Raw genomic sequence first — 21,051 nt, 5'->3', positions numbered from 1 at the left:
CGGGACGGGGCGGTACGTCGAAGACGCCGCCCGCCATTGGGGTGACGCTCGCAGCCTCTGGCCCTGGAGCGTTGCGCCGGACAGCTGAAGAACTGATGCATCCGTGCGGATCGGCGGTACGGAATCGGAGGAAGAACCGCTCTGCCCGACAACTGGCAGCAAGGAAACCACCATGCGCACTTCGGATCCGTTGTTGGTGGACAGGGACGTCCCGGCGGCCGTCAGCACCGTGCTCGATGAATTGCTCGGCCGCCGCTTGAACGAGTCGAGCGCCGCTCACAGGAGGTTCGCCTCGGACATCGGCGAGCGCGTGGTGACGTTCACCGTCACAGGAGGAAGGCGACGGCGGTCGCAATTGCTGTGGTGGTCGATGCGTGCCTGCGGCGGAGGCCCCCCAGAATCGGAGGCGACTCTGCGGGCCGCGGCCGCTTTGGAACTGATTCAGACGTGCGCCCTGATCCATGACGATGTGATGGACGGATCGGTACTGCGGCGAGGGCGTCCTTCGGTGCACGCTGCTGTTGATCGACAGTACGGAACACAGAACCGCCGGCGTCCGTTCGGCACCTTCGGGGGAGCCGCGGCGGTTCTCGCCGGCGACCTGGCGCTGGCCTGGGCGGACGACACGTTCGTAGAGGCGCTCGCAAGGACGCCCCATGCGCTGGAGCTCAGCAGGGTGTGGCGTGTGATGCGTACGGAGATGGTCGCGGGCCAGTACCTGGACCTTCATACGCAAGCCACTGGTTCCCGGTCCCCGGGACGAGCGATGCGAGCGGCAGTTCTCAAGACGGCTCAGTACTCCGCTGCGCACCCGTTGACGCTCGGGGCGATTCTCGCCGGCGCCGATCGCGATGTGGTGCGCGAGCTGCGCAGGGCCGGGCTGTGTGCGGGCATGGCGTTCCAGCTCCACGACGACCTGCTGGGGGCCTTCGGTGACCCCGCGGTGACAGGCAAACCGGCCGGCGAGGACCTACGCGAGGGAAAGGCCACCTACCTGGTCTCCGTCGCCCGGAGCATCGGCATACGGAAGGGTGACGAGGAGGCTCTACGACTGCTCGACGAAGTGGTCGGGTCCTTCGACGCCGCAGAGGACGACGTGGCGAGGGTCCTCGATCTGCTCGTCACGAGTGGAGCCCGTGATCGCGTCGCCGCGCGCATCGAGCGCCTGTGCTCACGGAGCATGGCGATTCTCAGCTCAGGGCCGCTCTCCTCCAGTGCGACCGGCCACATCGGCCGACTGTTGCTGGAGTCGTGCGGCTTCACGGATGCGGCACCGAGCACGCGCACGGCCGCTCCTCTCGCCGACCGGTTCGCGGGGATCCCCGCATCTGCGATCGGAGGTGTCCGTTGAGAACGGTGCCGGGCAGGACGGACCACGTGGTGGTGGTCGGAGCCGGCTTCGCCGGCCTCGCGGCAGCGCTGCACCTCCTGGGCGCGGGACGTGCTGTCACCGTGGTCGAACGGGAGGTACAGCCGGGCGGCAGGGCAGGACGACTGGATCTCCACGGCTACCGGGTGGACACCGGCCCGACGGTCCTGACCATGCCGGACATCCTCGATGAGGCGTTCGCCGCAGTGGGCGACTCGCTGCGCGACCGGGTCGAGCTCATCCCCCTGCATCCGGCCTACCGGGCGATGTTCTGGGACGGAAGCAGCATCGACGTGCACACCGACGCCGAGGTCATGGCTGCCGAGGTGGAGCGCTTCGCGGGGGCGCCGGAAGCACAGGGCTACACCAGGATGCGGCAGTGGCTGAGCAAGCTGTACGAGGTGCAGAAGCGACGCTTCATCGACGCCAACTTCGACTCACCCTTTCAGCTTGTCCATCCCGATCTGGCACGACTCGCTGCTCTCGGCGGCCTGGGCCGGCTCGACCGCGCCGTGAGCAGCTTCCTCTCCGACGAGAGACTTCAGCGGGTCTTCTCCTTCCAGTCGCTCTACGCGGGAGTGCCGCCCTCACGCGCCCTGGCCGCCTACGCGGTGATCGCGTACATGGACACCGTCGCGGGCGTGTTCTTCCCACGGGGAGGCATGCACACGGTGCCGTCGGCCATGGCGGGTGCGGCTGAACGCGCGGGAGCACGCCTTCGCTTCGGAGAACGTGTCGACGAACTGGAGCGCTCAGGGGAACGGATCACGGCAGTGATCACCGATCGCGGACGAATCCCCTGCGACGCGGTCGTCCTCACCCCTGATCTTCCCGTGGCCCACCGGCTCCTCGGGCGCGAACCCCGTCGCCCGGCCGGGCTGCGGCACTCCCCCAGCGCGGTGGTCCTCCACGTGGGCACCGACCGCACGTGGCCGATGCTCGGTCACCACACGCTCTCCTTCGGCGAAGGCTGGTCGACGACCTTCCGTGAACTCACGCGTACGGGAAGGCTCATGAGCGATCCGTCGTTCCTCATCACCCGCCCGACCGCGACGGACGCCATGCTGGCGCCGCCCGGCAAGCACCTCCACTACATCCTCGCTCCTTGCCCGAACACGGACATCGGCCCCAGTGCCGCTCACTGGGGCGAGCTCGGGCCGAGGTACCGCGACTCGCTGGTCGCCGAGCTGGAGCGCAGGGGCCTGCACGGACTGGATCGGTCCATCGACGAGGAATGCCTGGTGACCCCCGCGCATTGGGCGGCTCAGGGACACGGCGCGGGCACACCCTTCTCTGTGTCCCATACGTTCACCCAGACCGGCCCGTTCCGACCTCGCAACCTCGTGCGCGGCACCGAGAACGTCGTCCTCGCCGGGTGCGGTACCACTCCGGGTGTAGGTGTTCCGCCCGTACTGATCTCCGGGAAGCTGGCTGCCCAGCGGATCGCCGGGCAGCAGGTCCGGCGCGCGGGCAGCCGACTGCGGGTCGAGCGGACGCCTCCGTCGTCCGCCTCCCCTCACGCCGGAAGGACCTCACGTTGACACCCCGGGAGCTCGACGCCGCAGGAGTGACCGACCCGTTCCTGCGCGCCGCGTACACCCGGTGCCGACGACTCAACGCGCGCCACGGCAGGACGTACTTTCTCGCCACCCGTCTCCTCTCCGTGGAACGGCGCAGCGCCGTTCACGCGTTGTACGGCTTCGCCCGGTACGCCGACGACATCGTCGACGACATGGACCGACGCTCCTCGCGAGCTTCGAGGTCGGCGGCTCTCGCCGACCTCGAAGCACAGTGGGACAGGGCGCTCCGCGGGGAAGCGGTCAGCGAACCGGCGGTGGCGGCCGCGGCGGACACCCGCGCCCGCTACGGCATTCCGCCCGAACGCTTCAGCGCCTTCCTGGCCTCGATGCGCTGCGATCTTTCGGTGCGCTCGTACGCGACGTACGACGAGCTGAGCACCTACATGTACGGTTCGGCAGCTGTCATCGGGCTGCAGATGGTCCCCGTCCTGGGGACCGTCTGCCCCCGGGAGGAAGCCGAACCCTATGCGGCCGCCCTGGGCATCGCCTTCCAGCTGACCAACTTCCTCAGGGACGTGGGAGAGGACCTGGACCGCGGAAGGATCTACCTGCCGTCCGACCTGCTCGCCGCCCACGGTGTGGACCGGGAACTCCTGCAGTGGAGCCGGCTGACCGGGAGCAGGGACTCGCGCATCACGTCCGCCATGCGAGCTGCCGCGGACGTCACGCGTGGCGTCTACCGAGAAGCGGAACCCGGAATCGCGCTGCTCGATCCCACGTCCTCACCTTGCATCCGGACGGCCTTCGTGCTGTACCGGGACATCCTGGACGTGATCGAGGCGGAGGGCTACGCCGTCGTGCACCGAAGGGCCGTCGTCGACAGACGGCGCAGGGCGTCGGTGGCCCTGTCCGGTCTCGCGAGGGCCCTCACCGCGCGGACGGTGCGGCACTGGGTCCGCAGGGGACTCCCAGCGGTGAACGACACACGGATCGAGGCAGGCTCCCCTGTCGCTCTCCGCGCGGCGGGGGACCATCGCGAGAGGGCGAGGGGTGAAGCGGGTGAGTAGCCACCAGGGACGACGGGGACGGCGAGGCATGCCTCTGCGCTTGCGGCGCAACCCGCTCGCATGGGCCGACCAACGGGCGACGTGGGATCAGGCCCGGCCCTCGACGATGGCCGAGGCGTTGAGGCGCGCGACGAACCGGGCGTCCGGGAACTGGTTCGTCGTCGCGGACAGTCGGGATGTCCGCGCGGACCGGCCCATCGGGCGGACCGTGGCAGGAACGGAGGTGGTGCTCTGGCGCGACGAGCAGGGGTCACTGCACGCAGGACCGGGCGCCTGTCCACACTTGGGAGCCCCCCTGAAGGACAGTGCGGTCCGCTGCGGAACGCTGATCTGCCACTGGCACGGTCTGGCACTGAACGGGGCCCCCTTCGCAGGATGGGAGCCATGGCCGACGTTCGACGACGGAGTGCTGGTGTGGCTACGGCTGGATCGTGCGGGCGGTGAGGCCCCGACCGAGCGCCCCGTGGTCGGTAACCGTCCGTCGCCCGTGAACGCGATCAGCGCGGTGTACACCGCAGTGGGTGCCTGCGAACCTCAGGACATCGTGGCGAACCGACTCGACCCTTGGCACGGCGCGTGGCTGCACCCGTACTCGTTCGTGGACCTGGAGGTGCTCTCCGTTCCCGAGCGGGAGACAGCCGACGAACAGGACGCCCTGGTCGTCCAGGTGTCCTTCAAAGTGGCCGGACGTGCGGTGGTTCCGGTGAAGGCCCTCTTCACGGCCCCTGGGCCCCGGACCGTCGTCATGCGGATCGTGGAGGGGGAGGGAACCGGCTCCGTGGTGGAGACACACGCGACCCCGCTCAGCCGGACAGGTGCCGCCCGGCCTCGGACCGCGGTGGTGGAGGCTGTCGTCGCCACATCCGATCGTCGCGGATTCGTGGTGGCGAGGGCGGTGGCGCCGCTGCTGCGACCCGCCATGCGCTCCACGGCCGCTCGGCTGTGGAGGGATGACCTGGCTTACGCCGAACGCCGCTGGCAGCTCAGGAGTACCGGGCGATTCCCGGGCTGACGCAGAAGCCCCGAAGAGACAGGGGGAGCGGCGGCCGCGTGGGCCCCATCCCGTCTCCAGAGACTTCAGCGGCAGGCGGGCGAACCCACGGGCCGCTTCAGCGCTTGCCGCCCAGCCGGGAAAGGAGACGCAGAGCCTCTGAGCGGCCCCGGTTCGGCACCGTCCACAACGTCTGTCCGCGTAGCCCCCACCGCCGCAGATGGGCGTTGGCCGCCATGAATCCGGTCGTGGCCGCGCGCTCCATCAGCGCGACCGGGTAGTCGGTGCGGACGAGGTCGCCCGCGACGGTGACAGTCGGATCCGGCGTGAGGACCGTGGGCCTGTCCTGGTAGCCGCCCACCGCGAAATGCGGACAGTCTTCCCTCACCTCATGTCGTTCGTCGATGATCCGCGCGCCTCGTGTCTCCGAGTAGACCCGGTGGAGCTGAGCAAGGAGTTCTCGCGAGACTCCATGCGGGTCGCCGGCCGGATCGAGGGCGTAGGAGTGCAGTTCGACGACCGAGCCGCCCGTCCTCCGTGCCCAGCGGGCGGCTTCGCCTTCGTAGCGTTCGAGCACGCTGATGTTGTCGAGCGGCCCGTATCCGGCGCTGCCGAGGAAGCCGGGCCGGTGTTCGTGCACCGGCCGGTCGAGCCACAGCCTTGAGACCAGGAACGGCGGCGCTGTCCTGAGCCGGCTCACTCCGGCGCGCCAGCGCTCGTCACACAAGCCCGGGGACCGCGAGACGAGTGACCGCAGTCCACTCGTGTCGACGGCGATGACGACGGCGTCGGTGTGCCGCACGCCGGCCGTCGACGTGACGAGATGGCCTTCGCCGGGAGCCGGGTCGAGACGGTGCACGGCGGTGCCGGTGTGCAGACGTGCACCGTGCCGGCGGAGATATCGCCCGAGAGGGTCCCACAGGGCCTGCGGGTAGGGCTCGTTGGGCACGTCGAAGAGCAGTCCTTCGGACGAACCGAGGAAGTAGATGTGGAACATGAGGACCAGCTCGGCAGCGGACAGCTCTCGGGGATCGGCGAAGAAGCTTCGGGAGAACACCTCGAACGCAAGATGCTGCGAGGCTGGGGGGAAGCGGATCTCGTCGAGGAACTCGCGGGCGCTGAGGTGGTCGTAGCGCTCGTAGATCTGGGGCAGTCGGACATCGAGAAGAGGCAGCGCCGCGCCCGCTCTCAGATGTCGCAGGTCGCGCCAGGTGAAGCTGGGGCTGAGGGCCACGAAACCGAGTGCGTTCCAGGGAGGCGTCCGGGGGACCCTCGCGAAGCTGTCGTACAGGCCGGCACTGTGTTGCAGGGGGTAGTCGGGGAGCGGGGTGAGCGAGTCGAGGGCGGGGTCGACTCGGCGCAGCAGTCCGCGAAGGTTGTAGTACTGGCGGAAGAAGGCGTGGAAGCCCCGGCTCATGGTGACGGGCGTCCCGTCGCGCAGTTCGTCAGGCCAGCCTGCCAGGCGTCCCCCGAGCGACGCCTCTCGCTCGTAGAGGGTGACCTCGACGCCCCGCTCGGCAAGGATCGTGGCGGCGGCGATTCCCGCGATTCCACCACCGATGACGGCGCACCGAGGCCGTCGGCCGTCGCGCGGCCGCATCTCACCGTGGTGAGCGGGAATGGTGACCGCCTTGCGGTCTCGTCCCCACGACGCGGTCGCGTTTGCGTTGAGGAACATCGGTGGTGCTCACTCTCATGAGGAGGGGCGGGTCATTCAGGCGCGGCGGGCGAGGAAGGGGACCTCCACGGCGGTTCGCAGCATGGCCAGCACAGGGGTGTGGAGTCCGATGCGGAGTTCCTCCGACCGACTGGTGTCACCATCGAGGAAGCGGAGGAGTCGTTCGGCGGGAACCCTGTCGAAGAGCGACGTGAAGAACTCGGGGCCGGCGATACGGCCGGTGCCGAGCCCCCGGAGGAGAATCGCGTCCATGGCCAGTGAACGCGGGGAATGGGCGGGAGGCGGCACCGGTTCGAGACCACGATGAAGAGCGTTCGCGATGGCTGCCGCCTGACGTTGGATGGCGGCGAAGGCGTAGCCGGTCGATGGTCTGACGGCTCCGCCGGCGCTGCCGATACGGAAGACGTTTCTGCCCGCGCGCCGGGCGTGGTGAGCGTCGGTCATCGGGATGCGCCCCTGCTCGGTGGCGCGCACGTGAAAGGTGCCCAGTCTCAGAAGCGACTCGGTGTAGTGGCACAGGGCCGCGTCGTAGGCGTGGTCGGCAAGGGCTGCCGCACTGAACTCGGTGTACTCGACGAGTGCCTCGTGGGTGCTCAGCGGCAGCACGTATCCGAAGGAGAGGCCGTGCTCCGGCTGTGGGGTGCGGAAGTCCATGAGCTCGACCGTGTCCGGTGTGAACGCGGGTCGTTCGGTACGGACGAACCAGCCTTTGAAGTGCTGCAGCAGGGCGACTCGAGCAGGGGGCGCCGAGGTGGGCGGCCGGGAGTCGAACACCCGGCGGGCACTGATGTGGCGGAGCGGACGACCTGCGGCCCGGTAGGCCACACAGACTCCTTCGGCATGGTCGACGATGCCTTCGACGACGGCTTCGATCCGATGCGCCGTGGCAAGTCGAGGTTCCAGTCCCCGCGCGAACGCGGTCGAGCCCAGCATCTTGTAGCGCAGGCTTCCCAGGTCGCGCAGGAGGGGGCGTCCGTCGGGCGCCCGCACTCGTACCTGTCGCCATGACGCGCTCAGCCAGGAGTCGTAGTCGCCTTCGCCCTGTTCCCAGTAGCACCATGTGCGCTCCGGGGGACGAAGGCCGCTCCCAGGCGGCGCGTCGATGAGGACGACTGTCGGAGCGGTGAGGTCTGCCGGGGGGCTCAGCAGTCGCCACGCCAGGGAGAGGCCGGCCGCGCCGGCGCCGATGATGACTACATCGCTGTCCACGGAACTGTTCCCGCCTCTGCGCTGGAACTGAGAGCCAACGGCCCGATGGAGTGGTTGCAGGGCGCTCGGAGACCGCCGGAATCCGAGCCTGGTCGGCGTCGTCGCGCCGGCACCCGAAGGTGGGTTCCCGCGCGTGCCGAGTGGTTCTCCGCGGAGAATTCTCCGTCCTGGTGGGTCGCCCCGAGCGCATGGGGGCCGAACTCCGCGTGTCGGGCCGCAGTGGTGCCGGACCTGTCAGCGATTCGCCACTCGCGCACCGGGTGGATGCAGAACATGAGACGGGCCACGCCCGCGCGCGGGGAGCGGCACGGACCACGACGCCCCCTTCGTTCACGGACTCGAGAACCAAGGGGGCGGTGCGAGGGGGCGGGGAGGTGCCGGGTGGGCGTGCCGGCCGTCAGGGTCGGTGTCGGAGTGCGCCCGGCCACCACACCGCGGGGCCGATGTCACGTACCAGGGCGGGGACAAGCAGCGAACGGACGACCAGGGTGTCGAGAAGGACGCCGAAGGCGACGATGAACGCGATCTGCACCAGGAAGGCGAGCGGGATGACGCCGAGGGCCGCGAAGGTGGCGGCCAGGACGACACCGGCTGAGGTGATGACACCGCCGGTGGCGATCAGGCCCCGCCGCATTCCCTCCCGCGTGCCGTGCTGGACGGTCTCCTCGCGGACACGGGACATGAGGAAGATGTTGTAGTCGACGCCGAGGGCCACCAGGAAGACGAATCCGTACAAGGGCACGGCCGAGTCTGTTCCGGTGAATCCGAAGACGTGCTCGAACACGAGCGAGGACACCCCGAGGGTGGCGGCGAAGTTGAGCGCGACCGTCGCCACCAGGAGCAGGGGAAGCAGGATCGAGCGCAGCAGGCCGAAGAGGATCACCAGGATGATCGCGAGCACCACGGGAACGATGAGCTTGCGGTCGCGTTCCGCGGTGACCTGAGTGTCGTACTGCTGCGCGGTGTATCCACCGACCAGGGCGTCGGCGTCCGGTACGGCATGGAGGACCGATCGGAGTTCGGCGATCGTGTCCTTCGCGGCATCGGTGTCCGCGGCATCCACGAGGGTGACGTCGACGCGCGCGCGCCCGTCGGCGACGAGCGGCTTGGTCGTCCCGGAAGCCCCGGGGGCCGTGAAGACAGTGGCGGAGTCGACTCCTTCGACCCCCTCGGCAGCGGATCGGACCTTCTCCGCGGCACCAGCGTCAGCGATGACGACAGCCGGATTGCCTGCACCACCAGGGAAGTGTTCGCCGAGTCGCGCCTGCGCCGCGACGGACGGTGCGTCCTTGACGAAGATCTCGTCGAGCGGCACGCCCCTGGAGTCGAGGGTGAAGGAGAAGGCGGCGCAGACCAGGAGAGCGGCGAGGGATCCTCCCCATACCTTGCGGGGCGCCCGGTCGACGAGGGCGGCGATCCTGCGCCAGATCGGGTGGGCGTCGTCGGCGGGTGTCGCCTTGGGGCGTGCGGGCCAGTAGGCGGCACGGCCGAGCAGGACCAGGACCGCGGGAAGGAAGGTCACAGCGCTCAAGACGGCGCACACGATGCCGATCGCCCCGACCGGCCCCAGTGCGCGGTTGTTGGTCAGGTCGCTGAAGAGGAGGGCGAGAAGACCGAGTGCGACGGTGGCAGCGCTGGCCGTGATCGGCCCGATGGACTGCCGCAGCGCGGCCCGCATGGCGGGCACGCGTTGCCCGTCCCGAGCTCCGAGCTCCTCTCGGTAGCGGGCGGCCAGCAGCAGTGCGTAGTCGGTGGCGGCCCCGATGACGAGGATGGACAGGATGCCCTGGACCTGCCCGTCCACGCGCACGATGTCGTGGTCGGCCAGGAAGTAGACGATGGCGCACGCCAGTCCGAGGGCGAACACGGCTCCCACGATGATCATCAGCGGGAGCAGGACGCTTCGGTAGACGAGGAGCAGGATCACCAGGACTGTCACCAGGGCGACCACCAGCAGAAGACCGTCGATGCCGGCGAAGGCGTCGGTGAGGTCGGCCTGCGTGGCGGCAGGTCCGCCGAGCCATGCCTCCGTGTTCGGAACGGCGGATGCCGTGGCATCGATCTTCTCGATCGTCGCCGGAAGTTCGTCGCCCAGGTCGGGTCGGAGTTGAACGATCCCCCGCAGGGCTTCGCCGTCCGTGGACGGCAGCGCCGGAGAGGGCGCGCCGATCACCCCTGGCGCACCCTTCAGCGATGCGAGCGCCTGCGTCGCCGCCGCTCGCACCGCGGGGTCCAGCCGGCCGCCTCCCGGAGCTGTCCAGACGATCAGGGCAGGCAGGGACTCTTCCTGACGGAAGGCTTCCTGCTCCAGCAGGACCTGGGTGGATTCGGCGCTGCGAGGAAGGAAGGCAGCTTGATCGTTTGTGGCGACCTCTCCGAGTTTGCCCGCGTAGGGGCCCAGCCCTCCTCCGATGGCGAGCCAGACGACGAGCATGAGGAGCGGCAGCAGTCGGCCGGCCCACCGCAGGGGTGTGGACATGAAAACTCCCGGAAGGATCTCTTGATCACAAACAATCTCAATGATTGAGACACATTGAACCATGACCGGTAACTGCCACCGCCGACGAGTGACGGAGTCTGTGGATCGGTAGGGGTTCCGTGCGGGGCCGCTCCGTGGATGCACCCGATTCACGAAAAGGCGGTTCGCTCCGCCCGGAGTCAGCGCCTCGGCACCCTGAGCTCGGCCAGTTCGGCGTTCAGGGCGCCGAGGTAGCGCAACACCACAGCGAGTTCGTCGTCGGTGAACCGCCCGCGTGCCGCTTCGGTCGCCTGCGCGAGCGGCATGAAGTACGAGCGCGCCGCCGCCCGGGCACCCTCCGCGTAGTGGATGCGAATGACCCGGCGATCGGTGTCGTCCCTGGTGCGGTAGATGTGGCCGGCCTTCTCGAGTCGGTCGAGGCAGGCAGTCACCGCGCCCGAAGTGAGTCCGAGACGCTCCCGCAACAGACCAGGCGTAGGCGGATCCGGGTTGTCGAGTACGAGCGAGAGCGCCTGTACATCGGTGGGGTGCAATCCCTGCGCGGCGGCGAAGCCGTGGACGAGGCGGCTGATCTCCGAGATCGTCCGGCGCAGCGCAACGGCGAAGCTCTGCAGGTCGACCGCCCTGATGTCGCTCGCTTCGGCGTCGCCTGGGTGCCCATGAGTCACCCCGCCAGCGTATAGAAGCCGCACCCCGGTCACGCTCTCCTGATCGAGGGGCCTGCGGCACGTCGCGCCCGCGAACCGGTCGGCTTCGCGTTCGTAGCGTCGGTGGGGCCGCGAGCGACCAGGCCGGCTCGCCTCGCCTCGCCTCGCCAGCCGAGATCGTCGAGGGCCAGGCCGTAGAACTCGGCCCACGGCTCGGGGGCGCCGCCGTCTGATGAACGCGATCGGACGGGGGTGTCCAGGCTCCGTAATAGGCAGTACATTTACCCTCCTACGCTCCACTGTCTGAAACGTGGGAGGCGGGATCACGCGGCCCGTCCGACTGCGCTCAGCTCTCGGCGCAGCCCGCCGCAGAAGGGAAAGCCATGAGTTCCACGCTGGCCGACGAGATCCGCAGTCGGCTCGGAGAGCTGAGCCCCGCCGAACGCAAGGTCGCGCGCATTCTCCTGGCGGGATACCCCGCCGCGGTCTTCGAGACGGTCGCCACCATCGCGGAGCGGGCCGGCGTGTCGGCACCCACGGTCCTGAGGTGCGCCTCACGACTCGGGTACAAGGGCTTTCCCGATCTGCAGGCGGTTCTTCGCAAGGAGCTCGACGCGCGCAACGCCTCCCCCATCACCCTGTACACCGCCGCGGGACCGGCGGAGCAGCAGGCGGCAGCGTCCCCTGAGGGCTCCTTCGCCGCGCATCTCGGGGAACGCTCGGCGCTCGTGCGACAGGCGGTGTCGCAGACCTTCGACGAGGTGGCGCCGCACGAGTTCGAGGACGCCGTGAGCCTCCTCGGCGACCCCAAGCGACGGGTGCATCTGGCCGGCGGACGCTTCACCCACCTGCTGGCCGAGTATCTGGGTCTGCATCTGATGCAGTTCCGCGACCAGGTGAGCCTCCTGCCCCACAAGGACGTGGAGCGGACGTCCTTCCTCACCCAGCTCGGCCGCCGTGACGTCACGGTCCTCTTCGACTACCGGCGCTACGAGGCCGACAAGACGCTGATCGCCGAACTGGCCCGGGAGCGCGGCGGCAAGGTCATCGTGTTCACCGACCCGTGGCTCTCCCCCGCCGCCGCCCACGCGGACGTCGTCCTCATCACCCAGGTCAACTCGGACTCGCCCTACGACAGCCTGACCCCCGCGATGGCGATCGCCGAGTCGCTCGTCGCCGCTGTCCTGGAACGCGTCGGCGGCGCAGGCCACGAACGCATGAAGCAAGCCGAGAGGACCGCCCGGCGCACCGGACTCCTGTGAGGGGGCGTTCCGCACGGGGGCGTCACGCCGTCGGCCGGGGTGCGGAAGTACGGTCGGGACTGCGGCGAGCCCTCCCCCGCCTCTGGTGTCGCGCGGTCGGGGAGGGCGGGCGGAGCCGGTCACCGAGGCGCGCCGGCTCCGCCCACGGCTCACCGGCCGGCGGCGATGTCGATCTGGAGCGCGACGAGCGTTCGGGCGGTGGCGCCGTCACCGGTGAAGGCGGCGAAGCCTCGTGCCTTCGTGAAGGTCACGGTGAACTGCGGGTCGGTTTCGAAGGTCGTCGCGGTCGCGCGGTCCTGTCCTCGCGTCGACGCGAGCGCTCGTGCCGTGGTCCGGAAGGAATAGGCGGCGCCGTCGGGGTTCGCGGCGGAGTAGAAGACGTCGCCGTTGGCCGGCACGGCCGTCGTGGCCGTGGGCGTGAACGCCGGCTTCCCGGGAGCGACCCGGGCCTTCCACGTACGGCTGTCGTACTGGTCGCCGTCGGTGAGGTAGCTGTATCGCGCCTTGCGGAGGGTCCAGCCGCGGGCGGATTCCCGGGCGCGCGCCTGACGCAGGTCGAGGACGGCCACGCCGTTCGGTCCGAGGACGGTCACGTGCTCGTCGCGGGTGCCGGGGCGGTCGACGACCAGGGCGGTGTTCTCGTCCAGGGCGTAGACGCGGTCGTGCCCGGAGTCGGAGGCGAGTCGCAGTGCTCGGCCCTCGCGTCCGTAGGCGCCCGTGTGGGTGTCGATGAGTCCGGAGCGGAGGAAGCCGAACCCTCCCCGCGGTAGGTAGCCGAGTCGGGCCGGGTCGTCGAAGTAGCCGGGTGCGCTGCCGCTTCGGAGGGCCTCGTAGGACTCGCCGCCGCTGACCATGTCGGGACCGGAGGCGATCTGCGCGCCGGCGGAGGAGCCGGAGACGACGGCACCGTGGGCGAGCTTGGCGCGGATGGCGGCGAGGACCTTGGAGTCCTTGTGCCGGTCGCCGCGCAGGAGGGTGGTGACGTAGCGGTACTGGTCGCCGCCTCCGAAGAAGAAACCGGTCATGGATTCGACCTGGGCGACGACTGCGTCCGAGTCCGCGTTCGCCACGTGGTCGATGTCGAGGGGGATCCACTGGGCGTCCGCGGCGCCGTGACGCTTGAAGAAGTCGGCGTAGTAGGCGCCGTTGCAGGCCGAGTTGCTGCACAGGGCGGGGTCATCGGCGTGGGGGTCCTGGCTCTCGGGCACGGAGGCGGCGGTGATGACGCCGATGCGGGCCCCCGGGCCACCGGCCCGCTTGATGATCTCCCCATACACCTGGGTGTTGTTCTCCTTCAGGCCGCCGCCGATCAGGACGAGGGAGCCGGCGTGGGCCTGGGGCGGCCGGAGGTCGGCCTGGGCGGGGGAAGCGAGGGTGAGGAGTGCGGCGGCGAGACCGCCGACGACGACGGTGCGGCGCGTGGGAGCTGACGGGATGCGCAAGGGTGCCTCCAGCTGCGGTAGCGGGGTGAAGGGACGTCCGTGGTGTGTGGGCCGGTCGACAGGCGCGCACGGCGGAGGAGGAAAGCCGTCCTCCGCCGTGCGGAGGGGCCGGTCAGGAGGCGCCGGCGTCGCCGAGGGAAGCGATCAGGTCGGCGAGTACGGCGACGCGCTGGGGCACGCTGGTGGTGTCGAGCCATTCCCTGGGGGTGTGGTCGGCTCCTCCCACGGGTCCCAGTCCGTCGAGGACGGGGACTCCGGTGCCGGCGATGAGGTTGGCGTCGCCCACTCCACCGGTCGCCGCGGCGCCGAACTCGATGCCTGCCGCGAGGGCCGCGCGGCGTGCGTGCTCAAGCATGCGCCGGGACGCGGGGGTGTCCTCCATGGGCGGGCAGAGGTCGAGCTGCTCGACCTCGACGGCGACACCGGGCACGCCGGGGTGGTCCGCCGCTTCCCGGATGGCCCGGGTGACACGCAGGATGTCGGTCGTCGTGGCGGCGCGGACCTCGATGCGCAGTTCGGCCTGGGGGCAGACGATGTTGGCGCGGGTACCGGCCCGTACGACGCCGACGTTGACGGTCACGTCGTCCCAGTGACCGTTGAGGGCCTGGATGGCGACGGTGAGATGGGCGGCTGCGAGGGCGGCGTTGGCTCCCCGCTCGGGCTCGATGCCGGCGTGGGCGGCCCGGCCGGTGACGGTGAGGCGGAAGTCCGCGACGCCCTTGCGGGCGATGACGACGTCGCCGTTCTCCCGGGCGCATTCCAGCCCGAGGCCGTAGTGCATGTGCGCGGCGGTACGTTCGATGAGGGCGCGGCTGGCCGGGGAGCCGATCTCCTCGTCGGGGGTGGCGAGGAAGACCAGCTCGTCGTAGGCGTCGATGCGGTGCTCGTCGAGGATCTCCAGGGCGCTCAGACCGGCGAGCAGACCGCCCTTGTCGTCGCTGACCCCGGGTCCGTACGCCATGGAGCCTTCGACGCGGAAGGGCCGGTCGGCAGCGGTGCCGTCCTCGAAGACCGTGTCCATGTGCGCGGCGAGGAGGATCCTGCGGCCTCCCGCCGCTTCGGGGAGTCCGCCACGTCTGCGGCCGATGAGCGCGTCGCCGGTCCGCCGGCCGTCGGGCGACGGCGGGAAGCTGACGCGTTCGACGTCGAATCCGATCTGTTCGAGGCGGCGCTCGACCCAGTCGGCCACTTCGTTGACACCGTCGGGGCTGTAGGAGCCGGAGTCGATGGAGACGAGCTGTTCGAGGTCGTCGAGGTAGCGGGGGCGCCGTATCCGGGCCAGGTCGAGAAAGTGGTCGAGCCTTTCCCGCCGGCTGGTGGGGGCGCTCACAGGACCTTGGACAGGAAGGCGCGGGTTCGCTCCTGCTCCGGGTGGACGAGCACCTGGCGGGGGTCGCCCGCCTCGACGACCACGCCCTCGTCCATGAAGACGGCGGTGTCGCCGACCTCGCGGGCGAAGCCGATCTCGTGGGTCACGACGACCATCGTCATGCCGTCGGCCGCGAGCTGCCGCATGACGTCCAGGACGTCCCCGACGAGTTCGGGGTCCAACGCGGAGGTCGGCTCGTCGAACAGCATCAGCTTGGGCTTCATGGCGAGTGCGCGGGCGATGGCGACGCGCTGCTGCTGACCGCCGGAGAGCTGGGCGGGGTAGTGCTCGGCGCGGTCCCCGAGGCCGACCCGTTCGAGCAGCGCATGGGCCTGCTCCCGGGCCTCCTTCTTGGCGGCCCCCGCGACCTTGACCGGGGCCTCCATGACGTTGTCGAGGGCGGTCATGTGCGGGAAGAGGTTGAACCGCTGGAAGACCATGCCGATGTCTCGGCGGCGGTCGGCGACCTCGCGTTCGCGCAGTTCGTGGAGCTTGTTGCCGCGCTGGCGGTAGCCGACGAGCTCGCCGTCGACGGTGAGCTTGCCGCCGTCGACCTTCTCCAGGTGGTTGATGCAGCGCAGGAAGGTGGACTTTCCCGAACCCGAGGGCCCGAGGAGGCAACAGACCTGGCCGCGATCGACGGTGAGGTCGATGCCCTTGAGGACCTCCAGTCTTCCGAAGTGCTTGCGGACGCCTTCGGCCCGCACCATCGGGGTGCTCATCGGCTCTGCTCCTTGTTGTTCCTGCCGAGTCGCTCCACGGTTCCGCCGAGCAGGCGGCGGAGCGGCGAGACGTGTCCGGCGCGGGAGGTCCCGCGTCCGTAGCGCCGTTCCAGCCACGCCTGGGGCACGCTGAGGAGGGTGACGAGGGCCAGGTACCAGATGCTGGCGACGACCAGCATGGGGATGACCTGGTAGTTCTGGGCGTATACGTCCTGGATGTTGGACATCAGGTCGTGGGCGGAGATGACCGACACGAGGGCGGTCATCTTGAGCATGTTGATCGTCTCGTTGCCCATGGGTGGAATGATCACGCGCATGGCCTGCGGGAGCACGATCCTGCGCATGGTCAGCGCGGGCCGCATGCCGAGGGAGTGCGCGGCCTCGGCCTGACCGGGATCGACGGACTGGATGCCGGCGCGGACGATCTCCGAGGCGTAGGCCGCTTCGTTGAGTCCGAGCGCGAGCAGGGCTGCGATCGCCGGCGTCAGCAGGGTGTTCGTCTCGGCCTGGAAGAACGTGACGTCGGTGAACGGGATGCCGATCTTCACGTACGCGTAGAGGGCGGCGGCGTATCCCCAGAAGATGATCTGGACGAGCAGCGGGGTGCCGCGAAACACCCAGACGAAGGCGTTGGCCAGGCCGTACAGCACGGGGCTCGAGGAGAGGCGCACGACGGCGATCAGCGTGCCGAGCGCCAGGCCGAGGAGCATGGCGGCGGCGGTCAGCCAGAGCGTGGTGCTCAAGCCGTCGAAGATGAGGTCGGCGAAGAGGTAGTCGCCGACGATGTCCCAGTGCAGGTTGTCGTTCTTGGCGAGGGAGCCGACCAGGCCCACGAGGGCGGCCAGGGAGGCGATTGCCGCGATCCAGCGCCCGTGGTTCCGGACGGGGACGATGTCGAGTTCCTGCGCGCGCGGCGTGGTCACGGACGGGCTCTTGGTGTCGATCATCTTTAGTCGACCGCCGCGTTCTTGGTGGCCCGGGGGACGGCGATCGACGCGACACCGTACTTGTCGTAGATGTGGACGAGGTCGCCGTCGTCGATGAGGGCCTGGAGCGCCTTGAGGATCGCGTCCGTCAGCTCAGGCAGCTGCTTGCTGACGGCGATGCCGTTGGGAGAGGCGTTGTAGCCGCCCGGCGCGGCGGGGTCCTCAACGAGGTCGAAGGTCGCACCGTTGCCGGCGGTCTTGGCCACCCAGCCGGCGGCGGGCTTGGTCAGGACCTGGGCGATCACCTTGCCGGCACGCAACGCGAGCTGGGCGTCGGAGTCCTTGGGAAAGGTCTGGATGTCGATCTGGCCCTTGCCCGCGGCCGAGCAGGCGGCCTGGTGGGACTTCAGGAGGTCGAGCTGGTTGGTCGCCGCCTGGACGGCGACCTTCCGCCCGCACAGGTCGTCCAGGGTGGCCACCTTCGCCGGATTGCCTTCGGCGACCAGGATGCCCGAGCCGGACTGGGAGTAGTCGACGAAGTCGACGACCTTCTGGCGGTCCTTGTTGTCGGTGATGGCCGACATCGCGGCGTCGAACTTGCCGGCCTGGATGGCGGGGACGATGCCGTCGAACTTCTGCGGGGTGAAGGAGAACCTGACCCCGAGCTTTGCGCCGAGCGCCTGGCCCAGGTCGTAGTCGAGTCCCGTGAGGGTGGGCTCGCCCTCCTTCACGAACATCTCGAAGGGCGGGTACGGCACGTCGGTCGCGACGCGGACCTGACCGGCCTTCTTGATCTTCTCCGGGAGGAGATCGTGCAGCGCCGGGTCCTTCGCGACCTCGTGGCCGGCGACGACGACCTTGCCGGAGGGAGTGGCGGCGTCGTCGCCTCCGCAGGCGGACAGGGACCCGAGCATGACGACCGTGACAGCGGCTGCCGCTGCGGGGCGTGCGAAGCGAGTGTTCATCGCGTGGAACCTCTCGGTGATTTTCTGCCGGCGGAATCTGGCCGCCCGGCACAGCAGTGAAGTTACATAGCAACGCGTTCACTGACTAGATGTAAGTCCCATTACGTTCACGTAACGCGCGCCGCCTGCTTCAACTTGCGGCACTTTTGGGCGTTTTAGGCAGGGCATTTCCGGAACAGGAGATCAGTCGTGGCTGAGCATCGCCTTACATCTTCCGCCCACAGCTCGTTACTTGTATGTTCCGCTACCAACCGCCTCCCCTCGTCGGGCTGCTGCGGAATCGACCAGTCCCCTTGCTTGGAGCGCAGATGCATCTCCGTTCATTCAGATTCGCCTCGGCCGGCGTCGTGCTGACCGCCATGGCCTCCGCGTTGATCGCGCAGCAGCCGGCGCACGCGGCGGCCGAAAGGATCCGGCTCGGCAGCGCCTCGGACGTCACCCGTGCCGCGTGGAACGGCCCGGCGTTCACGATGAACGGCGCCGGCGCCATAGTCCCTGCCTCGATGACCCGGGCCATCGACGAGATCCGAGGCGGTGCGGGATCGCTCGACGTCGTCGTTCTCTCGGGTTCGGCGCCGACGTCGGGAAGCAAGACCCCCGAGTGCGACGCGATCACCGGACTGACCGGGGTCAACTCCTGCACGACGTGGACACTCACGGCCGCCAACGACGGCAACAACAGCCAAGTCAACGCGGACGTCCGGAACGCCGAGTTCGTCTACTTCGCGGGCGGCGACCAGTGTCGGTACACCGCCTGGAAGGGAACCGCGCTGGAGGCGTCCATCGAATCGGTCGTCACCAAGGGCGGCGGTTCCGGCGGTGGGAGTGCGGGGCACCACATCAACAGCCCCATCGTCTACGACGCGTGCAACGGCAGCGTCACCAGCGCCGAAGCCCTCGCCAACCCCTACGACCGGTACATCAGCTTCACCACAGGCATGCTCGAGTGGCCGAACTACGGCGGGGTCATCAATGACTCCCACTTCGTCACCCGTGACCGCATGGGCCGCACGATGTCCTTCCTCGCACGCGCCGTCAAGGACGGCCTCGCACCCGGCGGAGCGGCCTGGGGCGTCGGCGTGGAGGAGGGAGGCGGCTCCCTGTTCCTCGACCGCAACGGCATGGCGACGCAGTACGGGAAGAACGCCTACGTCGTCCTCGCCGACCACCAGCCGGAGCAGGCCGTGGACCGCAAGCCGCTGACCTACTCGGGCTTCAAGATCTGGCGCCTGACGCCCGGCTCGACGTTCGACTTCAAGAACCGTCCCACCTGCGGCTACTACCTCCGTAGCGTCACCAGCGGCGTCGCCGACCCCAACCTCTACAGCGGTACGCCCGTGACGACCTGCGGCAGTCAGGGCGGCGGGGCCGCACTGGCCGAGAGCGAGCCGAACGACACGCGCGACACGGCCGACGACGCCACCGCCCTGGCCTCCCCCGGCTCTCTGACCGGCAGCATGAAGTCGACCAGCGACCGCGACTACTTCAAGCTGAGCCTGACCTCGGGCCAGACGGCCTCCGTCACCTGCGCCGTCCCCTCCGCCTACGACGCCGACCTGTACTGGCTCGACGCGAACGGCAGCACCCTCACCCGCTCCGTCAACAACGGCGCCGGCACCGACGAGGCCCTCACCTTCACCCGCACCGCCTCCGGCACGGACACCTACTACCTCGAGACGGAGGCATACAGCGGCTCCGGCACCGCCGGCTACGACTGCACCGTCACCAAGAGCTGACCTTCCCCGGACCCCTGTGGCCGGCCCGCGCGGCCCGGCCACAGGGTCTCCCGTCGTCGCGGCACCCGCCGGCCGGAATCCGAGCCGGGCGCCCGCGTCTCAGGCCGGATGCACGAGCCGCCACGGGTCGAGCAGGACGGAAAGCTCCTCGTCGGAGACCAGCCCGCTACCGGCCGCCAGTTCGCGCACCGGTATGCCGGTCGCCTGACACATCCGGGCCAAGGCCGTGGCCTGCTGGTATCCGATCACCGGATTGAGGGCGGTGGCGAGACCCGAACTGCTCTCCACGAGCGCGCGCAGACGCTCCTCGTCGGCCTCGATGCCTTCCACACAGCGCTCGGCGAGGAGCTGACACGCGGCCCGCATCCGGTTCGCCGACTTCAGCAAGTGGTGGACGATCAGGGGCTCGAAGGCGTTCAGCTGGAGCTGACCGGCCTGCGCGGCCGCGCAGACCGCGGCATCAGCGCCCACCACGTCGAAACAGACCTGGGTGACCGCCTCCGGGATGACGGGATTGACCTTGCCGGGCATGATGCTCGAACCGGCCTGCAGCTCCGGAAGCCGGATCTCGCCGAGGCCTGCGCGGGGCCCCGAAGCGAGAAGCCTGAGGTCATTGCAGATCTTCGTCAGACGCAGGGCGAACTGCTTCAGCGCGCCGGAGAGCCGGATGAACGCCCCCACCCCCTGCGTACTCTCCACCAGGTCCCGTGCCGGCCTGACCGGCACCGAGGAGACGGCGGCCAGGTGCGTCACCGCCAGGTGAGCGAAGCCTGGGTCCGCGTTCAGCCCGGTACCGATCGCGGTTCCTCCGAGGTTGACCTCAAGGAGGACCTCCGCGGCGAGTCCGATGAGTTCGGCGTCGTCCCGCACGGTCAGGGCGAACGCGTCGAACTCCTGCCCGAGCGTCATGGGCACGGCGTCCTGCAGCTGCGTCCGGCCCAGCTTGACGGTCTTCGCGAACACCCCTCCCCGTTCGGCGAAGGCGTTACGCAGCACGGTCATCGCGTCCAGCAGACGCCCCGTGGCGGCGTACAGGGCGAGCTTCGCCGCAGTGGGGTACACGTCGTTGGTGCTCTGCGAGCGGTTCACATCGTCATTGGGGTGCAGGACCGCGTAGCTGCCTCGCTCATGCCCCATGAGTTCGAGGGCCCGGTTGGCGATCACCTCGTTGGCGTTCATGTTGGCCGACGTACCGGCACCGCCCTGGAAGACGTCCACGACGAACTGGTCGTGCAGGCGACCCTTTCGGATCTCCCGGCACGCCCTGGTGATGGCACCGACCTTCTCCTCGGGAAGCGTCGCCAGGTCCGAGTGGGCGAGCGCGGCCGCCTCCTTCACGGCCGCGAGAGCCACGACAAGCTCGGGGTGCGAGGAGAGAGGAAGGCCGGTGAGGGGGAAGTTCTCCAGGGCGCGCAAAGTGTGGATGCCCCAATAGACGTCGGCCTCCACTTCCCTGTCTCCGATGAGGTCGTGCTCTGCGCGCCGCATATGGGGGGGGGGCGGCCGGCGGCCGGCCGGGGCGGGGGGGGAGCGCGGCCCGCGCCCCCCGCGGCGCCCCCGGCGCGCGCGCCGGCCGACCGCCCGCCCGCGGCGCCGTCCGCTCACGCCCTGGTCGAGGCCCCGCCGGTCGCGGCGCCCGGCCTCCTCCGGCTCTCCGGTGGAGTCGGGG

Annotated in this window: 16 protein-coding genes; 6 read left to right on the top strand and 10 right to left on the bottom strand. The window is 69.6% G+C overall.

Annotated features, from left to right (window positions below; genetic code table 11):
- The first annotated feature begins 172 nt into the window (after positions 1-172).
- From ACIP84_RS14035 to ACIP84_RS14020, 4 genes are read left to right on the top strand one after another with little or no spacing between them, the layout of a single operon-like run.
- The gene (locus tag ACIP84_RS14035; protein WP_401798001.1) at positions 173-1,351 is read left to right on the top strand and encodes a polyprenyl synthetase family protein; all 1,179 of its coding nucleotides are present in this window, start codon (positions 173-175) and stop codon (positions 1,349-1,351) included.
- Positions 1,348-2,910, top strand: coding sequence for a phytoene desaturase family protein (crtI, locus tag ACIP84_RS14030; RefSeq protein WP_401798000.1), 1,563 nt, complete (start codon positions 1,348-1,350; stop codon positions 2,908-2,910). Before ACIP84_RS14035 ends, crtI begins: the two co-directional genes overlap by 4 nt.
- Positions 2,907-3,956 carry a phytoene/squalene synthase family protein gene (locus ACIP84_RS14025; protein WP_401797999.1) on the top strand — a complete coding sequence of 350 codons (1,050 nt, stop codon included), beginning with the start codon at positions 2,907-2,909 and terminating at the stop codon, positions 3,954-3,956. The genes crtI and ACIP84_RS14025 overlap by 4 nt, the downstream gene beginning before the upstream one ends.
- A 28-nt stretch (positions 3,957-3,984) precedes the next feature.
- On the top strand, positions 3,985-4,968 hold the full coding sequence (locus ACIP84_RS14020; RefSeq protein ID WP_401797998.1) for a DUF5914 domain-containing protein: 984 nt from the start codon (positions 3,985-3,987) through the stop codon (positions 4,966-4,968).
- Positions 4,969-5,065: 97 nt separating this feature from the next.
- Here the strand turns inward: ACIP84_RS14020 and ACIP84_RS14015 are convergent, their stop codons facing one another.
- The 4 genes from ACIP84_RS14015 to ACIP84_RS14000 form a co-directional block, all read right to left on the bottom strand.
- Positions 5,066-6,625, bottom strand: coding sequence for an FAD-dependent oxidoreductase (locus tag ACIP84_RS14015; protein WP_355966784.1), 1,560 nt, complete (start codon positions 6,623-6,625; stop codon positions 5,066-5,068).
- 36 nt (positions 6,626-6,661) lie between these two features.
- Complete coding sequence (locus ACIP84_RS14010) at positions 6,662-7,834, bottom strand: lycopene cyclase family protein (RefSeq protein WP_401797997.1); 1,173 nt, start codon at positions 7,832-7,834, stop codon at positions 6,662-6,664.
- Between the two features lie 397 nt (positions 7,835-8,231).
- Positions 8,232-10,313, bottom strand: a complete 2,082-nt coding sequence (locus tag ACIP84_RS14005; protein WP_401797996.1) for an MMPL family transporter — start codon at positions 10,311-10,313, stop codon at positions 8,232-8,234.
- Between the two features lie 179 nt (positions 10,314-10,492).
- Positions 10,493-10,981, bottom strand: coding sequence for a MarR family winged helix-turn-helix transcriptional regulator (locus tag ACIP84_RS14000; RefSeq protein WP_401798352.1), 489 nt, complete (start codon positions 10,979-10,981; stop codon positions 10,493-10,495).
- A gap of 362 nt (positions 10,982-11,343) precedes the next feature.
- On the opposite strand from ACIP84_RS14000, the gene ACIP84_RS13995 reads away from it, so the two are divergent.
- Entirely contained in the window at positions 11,344-12,222 is an 879-nt protein-coding gene (locus tag ACIP84_RS13995; protein ID WP_355966773.1) for a MurR/RpiR family transcriptional regulator, read from the top strand.
- Positions 12,223-12,371: 149 nt separating this feature from the next.
- Here the strand turns inward: ACIP84_RS13995 and ACIP84_RS13990 are convergent, their stop codons facing one another.
- The 5 genes from ACIP84_RS13990 to ACIP84_RS13970 form a co-directional block, all read right to left on the bottom strand.
- On the bottom strand, positions 12,372-13,664 hold the full coding sequence (locus ACIP84_RS13990) for a cyanophycinase (protein WP_401797995.1): 1,293 nt from the start codon (positions 13,662-13,664) through the stop codon (positions 12,372-12,374).
- A gap of 112 nt (positions 13,665-13,776) precedes the next feature.
- On the bottom strand, positions 13,777-14,994 hold the full coding sequence (locus tag ACIP84_RS13985) for a M20 family metallopeptidase (protein WP_401797994.1): 1,218 nt from the start codon (positions 14,992-14,994) through the stop codon (positions 13,777-13,779).
- Positions 14,991-15,743, bottom strand: a complete 753-nt coding sequence (locus tag ACIP84_RS13980; protein WP_355966850.1) for an amino acid ABC transporter ATP-binding protein — start codon at positions 15,741-15,743, stop codon at positions 14,991-14,993. Before ACIP84_RS13980 ends, ACIP84_RS13985 begins: the two co-directional genes overlap by 4 nt.
- An 8-nt stretch (positions 15,744-15,751) precedes the next feature.
- A complete protein-coding gene (locus ACIP84_RS13975; RefSeq protein WP_401797993.1) occupies positions 15,752-16,702 on the bottom strand; it encodes an amino acid ABC transporter permease in 951 nt (316 codons plus the stop codon).
- A 2-nt stretch (positions 16,703-16,704) separates the two neighbouring features.
- A complete protein-coding gene (locus ACIP84_RS13970) occupies positions 16,705-17,646 on the bottom strand; it encodes an ABC transporter substrate-binding protein (RefSeq protein ID WP_401797992.1) in 942 nt (313 codons plus the stop codon).
- Positions 17,647-17,954: 308 nt separating this feature from the next.
- On the opposite strand from ACIP84_RS13970, the gene ACIP84_RS13965 reads away from it, so the two are divergent.
- Positions 17,955-19,382, top strand: coding sequence for a hypothetical protein (locus tag ACIP84_RS13965; protein WP_401797991.1), 1,428 nt, complete (start codon positions 17,955-17,957; stop codon positions 19,380-19,382).
- Between the two features lie 99 nt (positions 19,383-19,481).
- Here ACIP84_RS13965 and ACIP84_RS13960 read toward each other — a convergent pair whose 3' ends face one another.
- Positions 19,482-20,870, bottom strand: a complete 1,389-nt coding sequence (locus tag ACIP84_RS13960; protein WP_401797990.1) for an aspartate ammonia-lyase — start codon at positions 20,868-20,870, stop codon at positions 19,482-19,484.
- Between the last annotated feature and the right edge of the window lie 181 nt (positions 20,871-21,051).

This window comes from Streptomyces sp. NPDC088707 (assembly GCF_044752725.1).
Classification (GTDB): domain Bacteria; phylum Actinomycetota; class Actinomycetes; order Streptomycetales; family Streptomycetaceae; genus Streptomyces.
Note: the sequence above shows the minus strand (reverse complement) of the source record. Positions and strands in the feature narration are given on the sequence as shown.

Excerpts from the sequence above, each read along its gene's own strand:
- ACIP84_RS14035 (WP_401798001.1), top strand. The coding sequence starts at position 173 with ATGCGCACTTCGGATCCGTTGTTGGTGGACAGGGACGTCCCGGCGGCC.
- ACIP84_RS14020 (WP_401797998.1), top strand. The coding sequence starts at position 3,985 with ATGCCTCTGCGCTTGCGGCGCAACCCGCTCGCATGGGCCGACCAACGG.
- ACIP84_RS14015 (WP_355966784.1), bottom strand. The coding sequence starts at position 6,625 with ATGTTCCTCAACGCAAACGCGACCGCGTCGTGGGGACGAGACCGCAAG.
- ACIP84_RS14005 (WP_401797996.1), bottom strand. The coding sequence starts at position 10,313 with ATGTCCACACCCCTGCGGTGGGCCGGCCGACTGCTGCCGCTCCTCATG.
- ACIP84_RS13995 (WP_355966773.1), top strand. The coding sequence starts at position 11,344 with ATGAGTTCCACGCTGGCCGACGAGATCCGCAGTCGGCTCGGAGAGCTG.
- ACIP84_RS13980 (WP_355966850.1), bottom strand. The coding sequence starts at position 15,743 with ATGGTGCGGGCCGAAGGCGTCCGCAAGCACTTCGGAAGACTGGAGGTC.
- ACIP84_RS13975 (WP_401797993.1), bottom strand. The coding sequence starts at position 16,702 with ATGATCGACACCAAGAGCCCGTCCGTGACCACGCCGCGCGCGCAGGAA.
- ACIP84_RS13970 (WP_401797992.1), bottom strand. The coding sequence starts at position 17,646 with ATGAACACTCGCTTCGCACGCCCCGCAGCGGCAGCCGCTGTCACGGTC.
- ACIP84_RS13965 (WP_401797991.1), top strand. The coding sequence starts at position 17,955 with ATGCATCTCCGTTCATTCAGATTCGCCTCGGCCGGCGTCGTGCTGACC.
- ACIP84_RS13960 (WP_401797990.1), bottom strand. The coding sequence starts at position 20,870 with ATGCGGCGCGCAGAGCACGACCTCATCGGAGACAGGGAAGTGGAGGCC.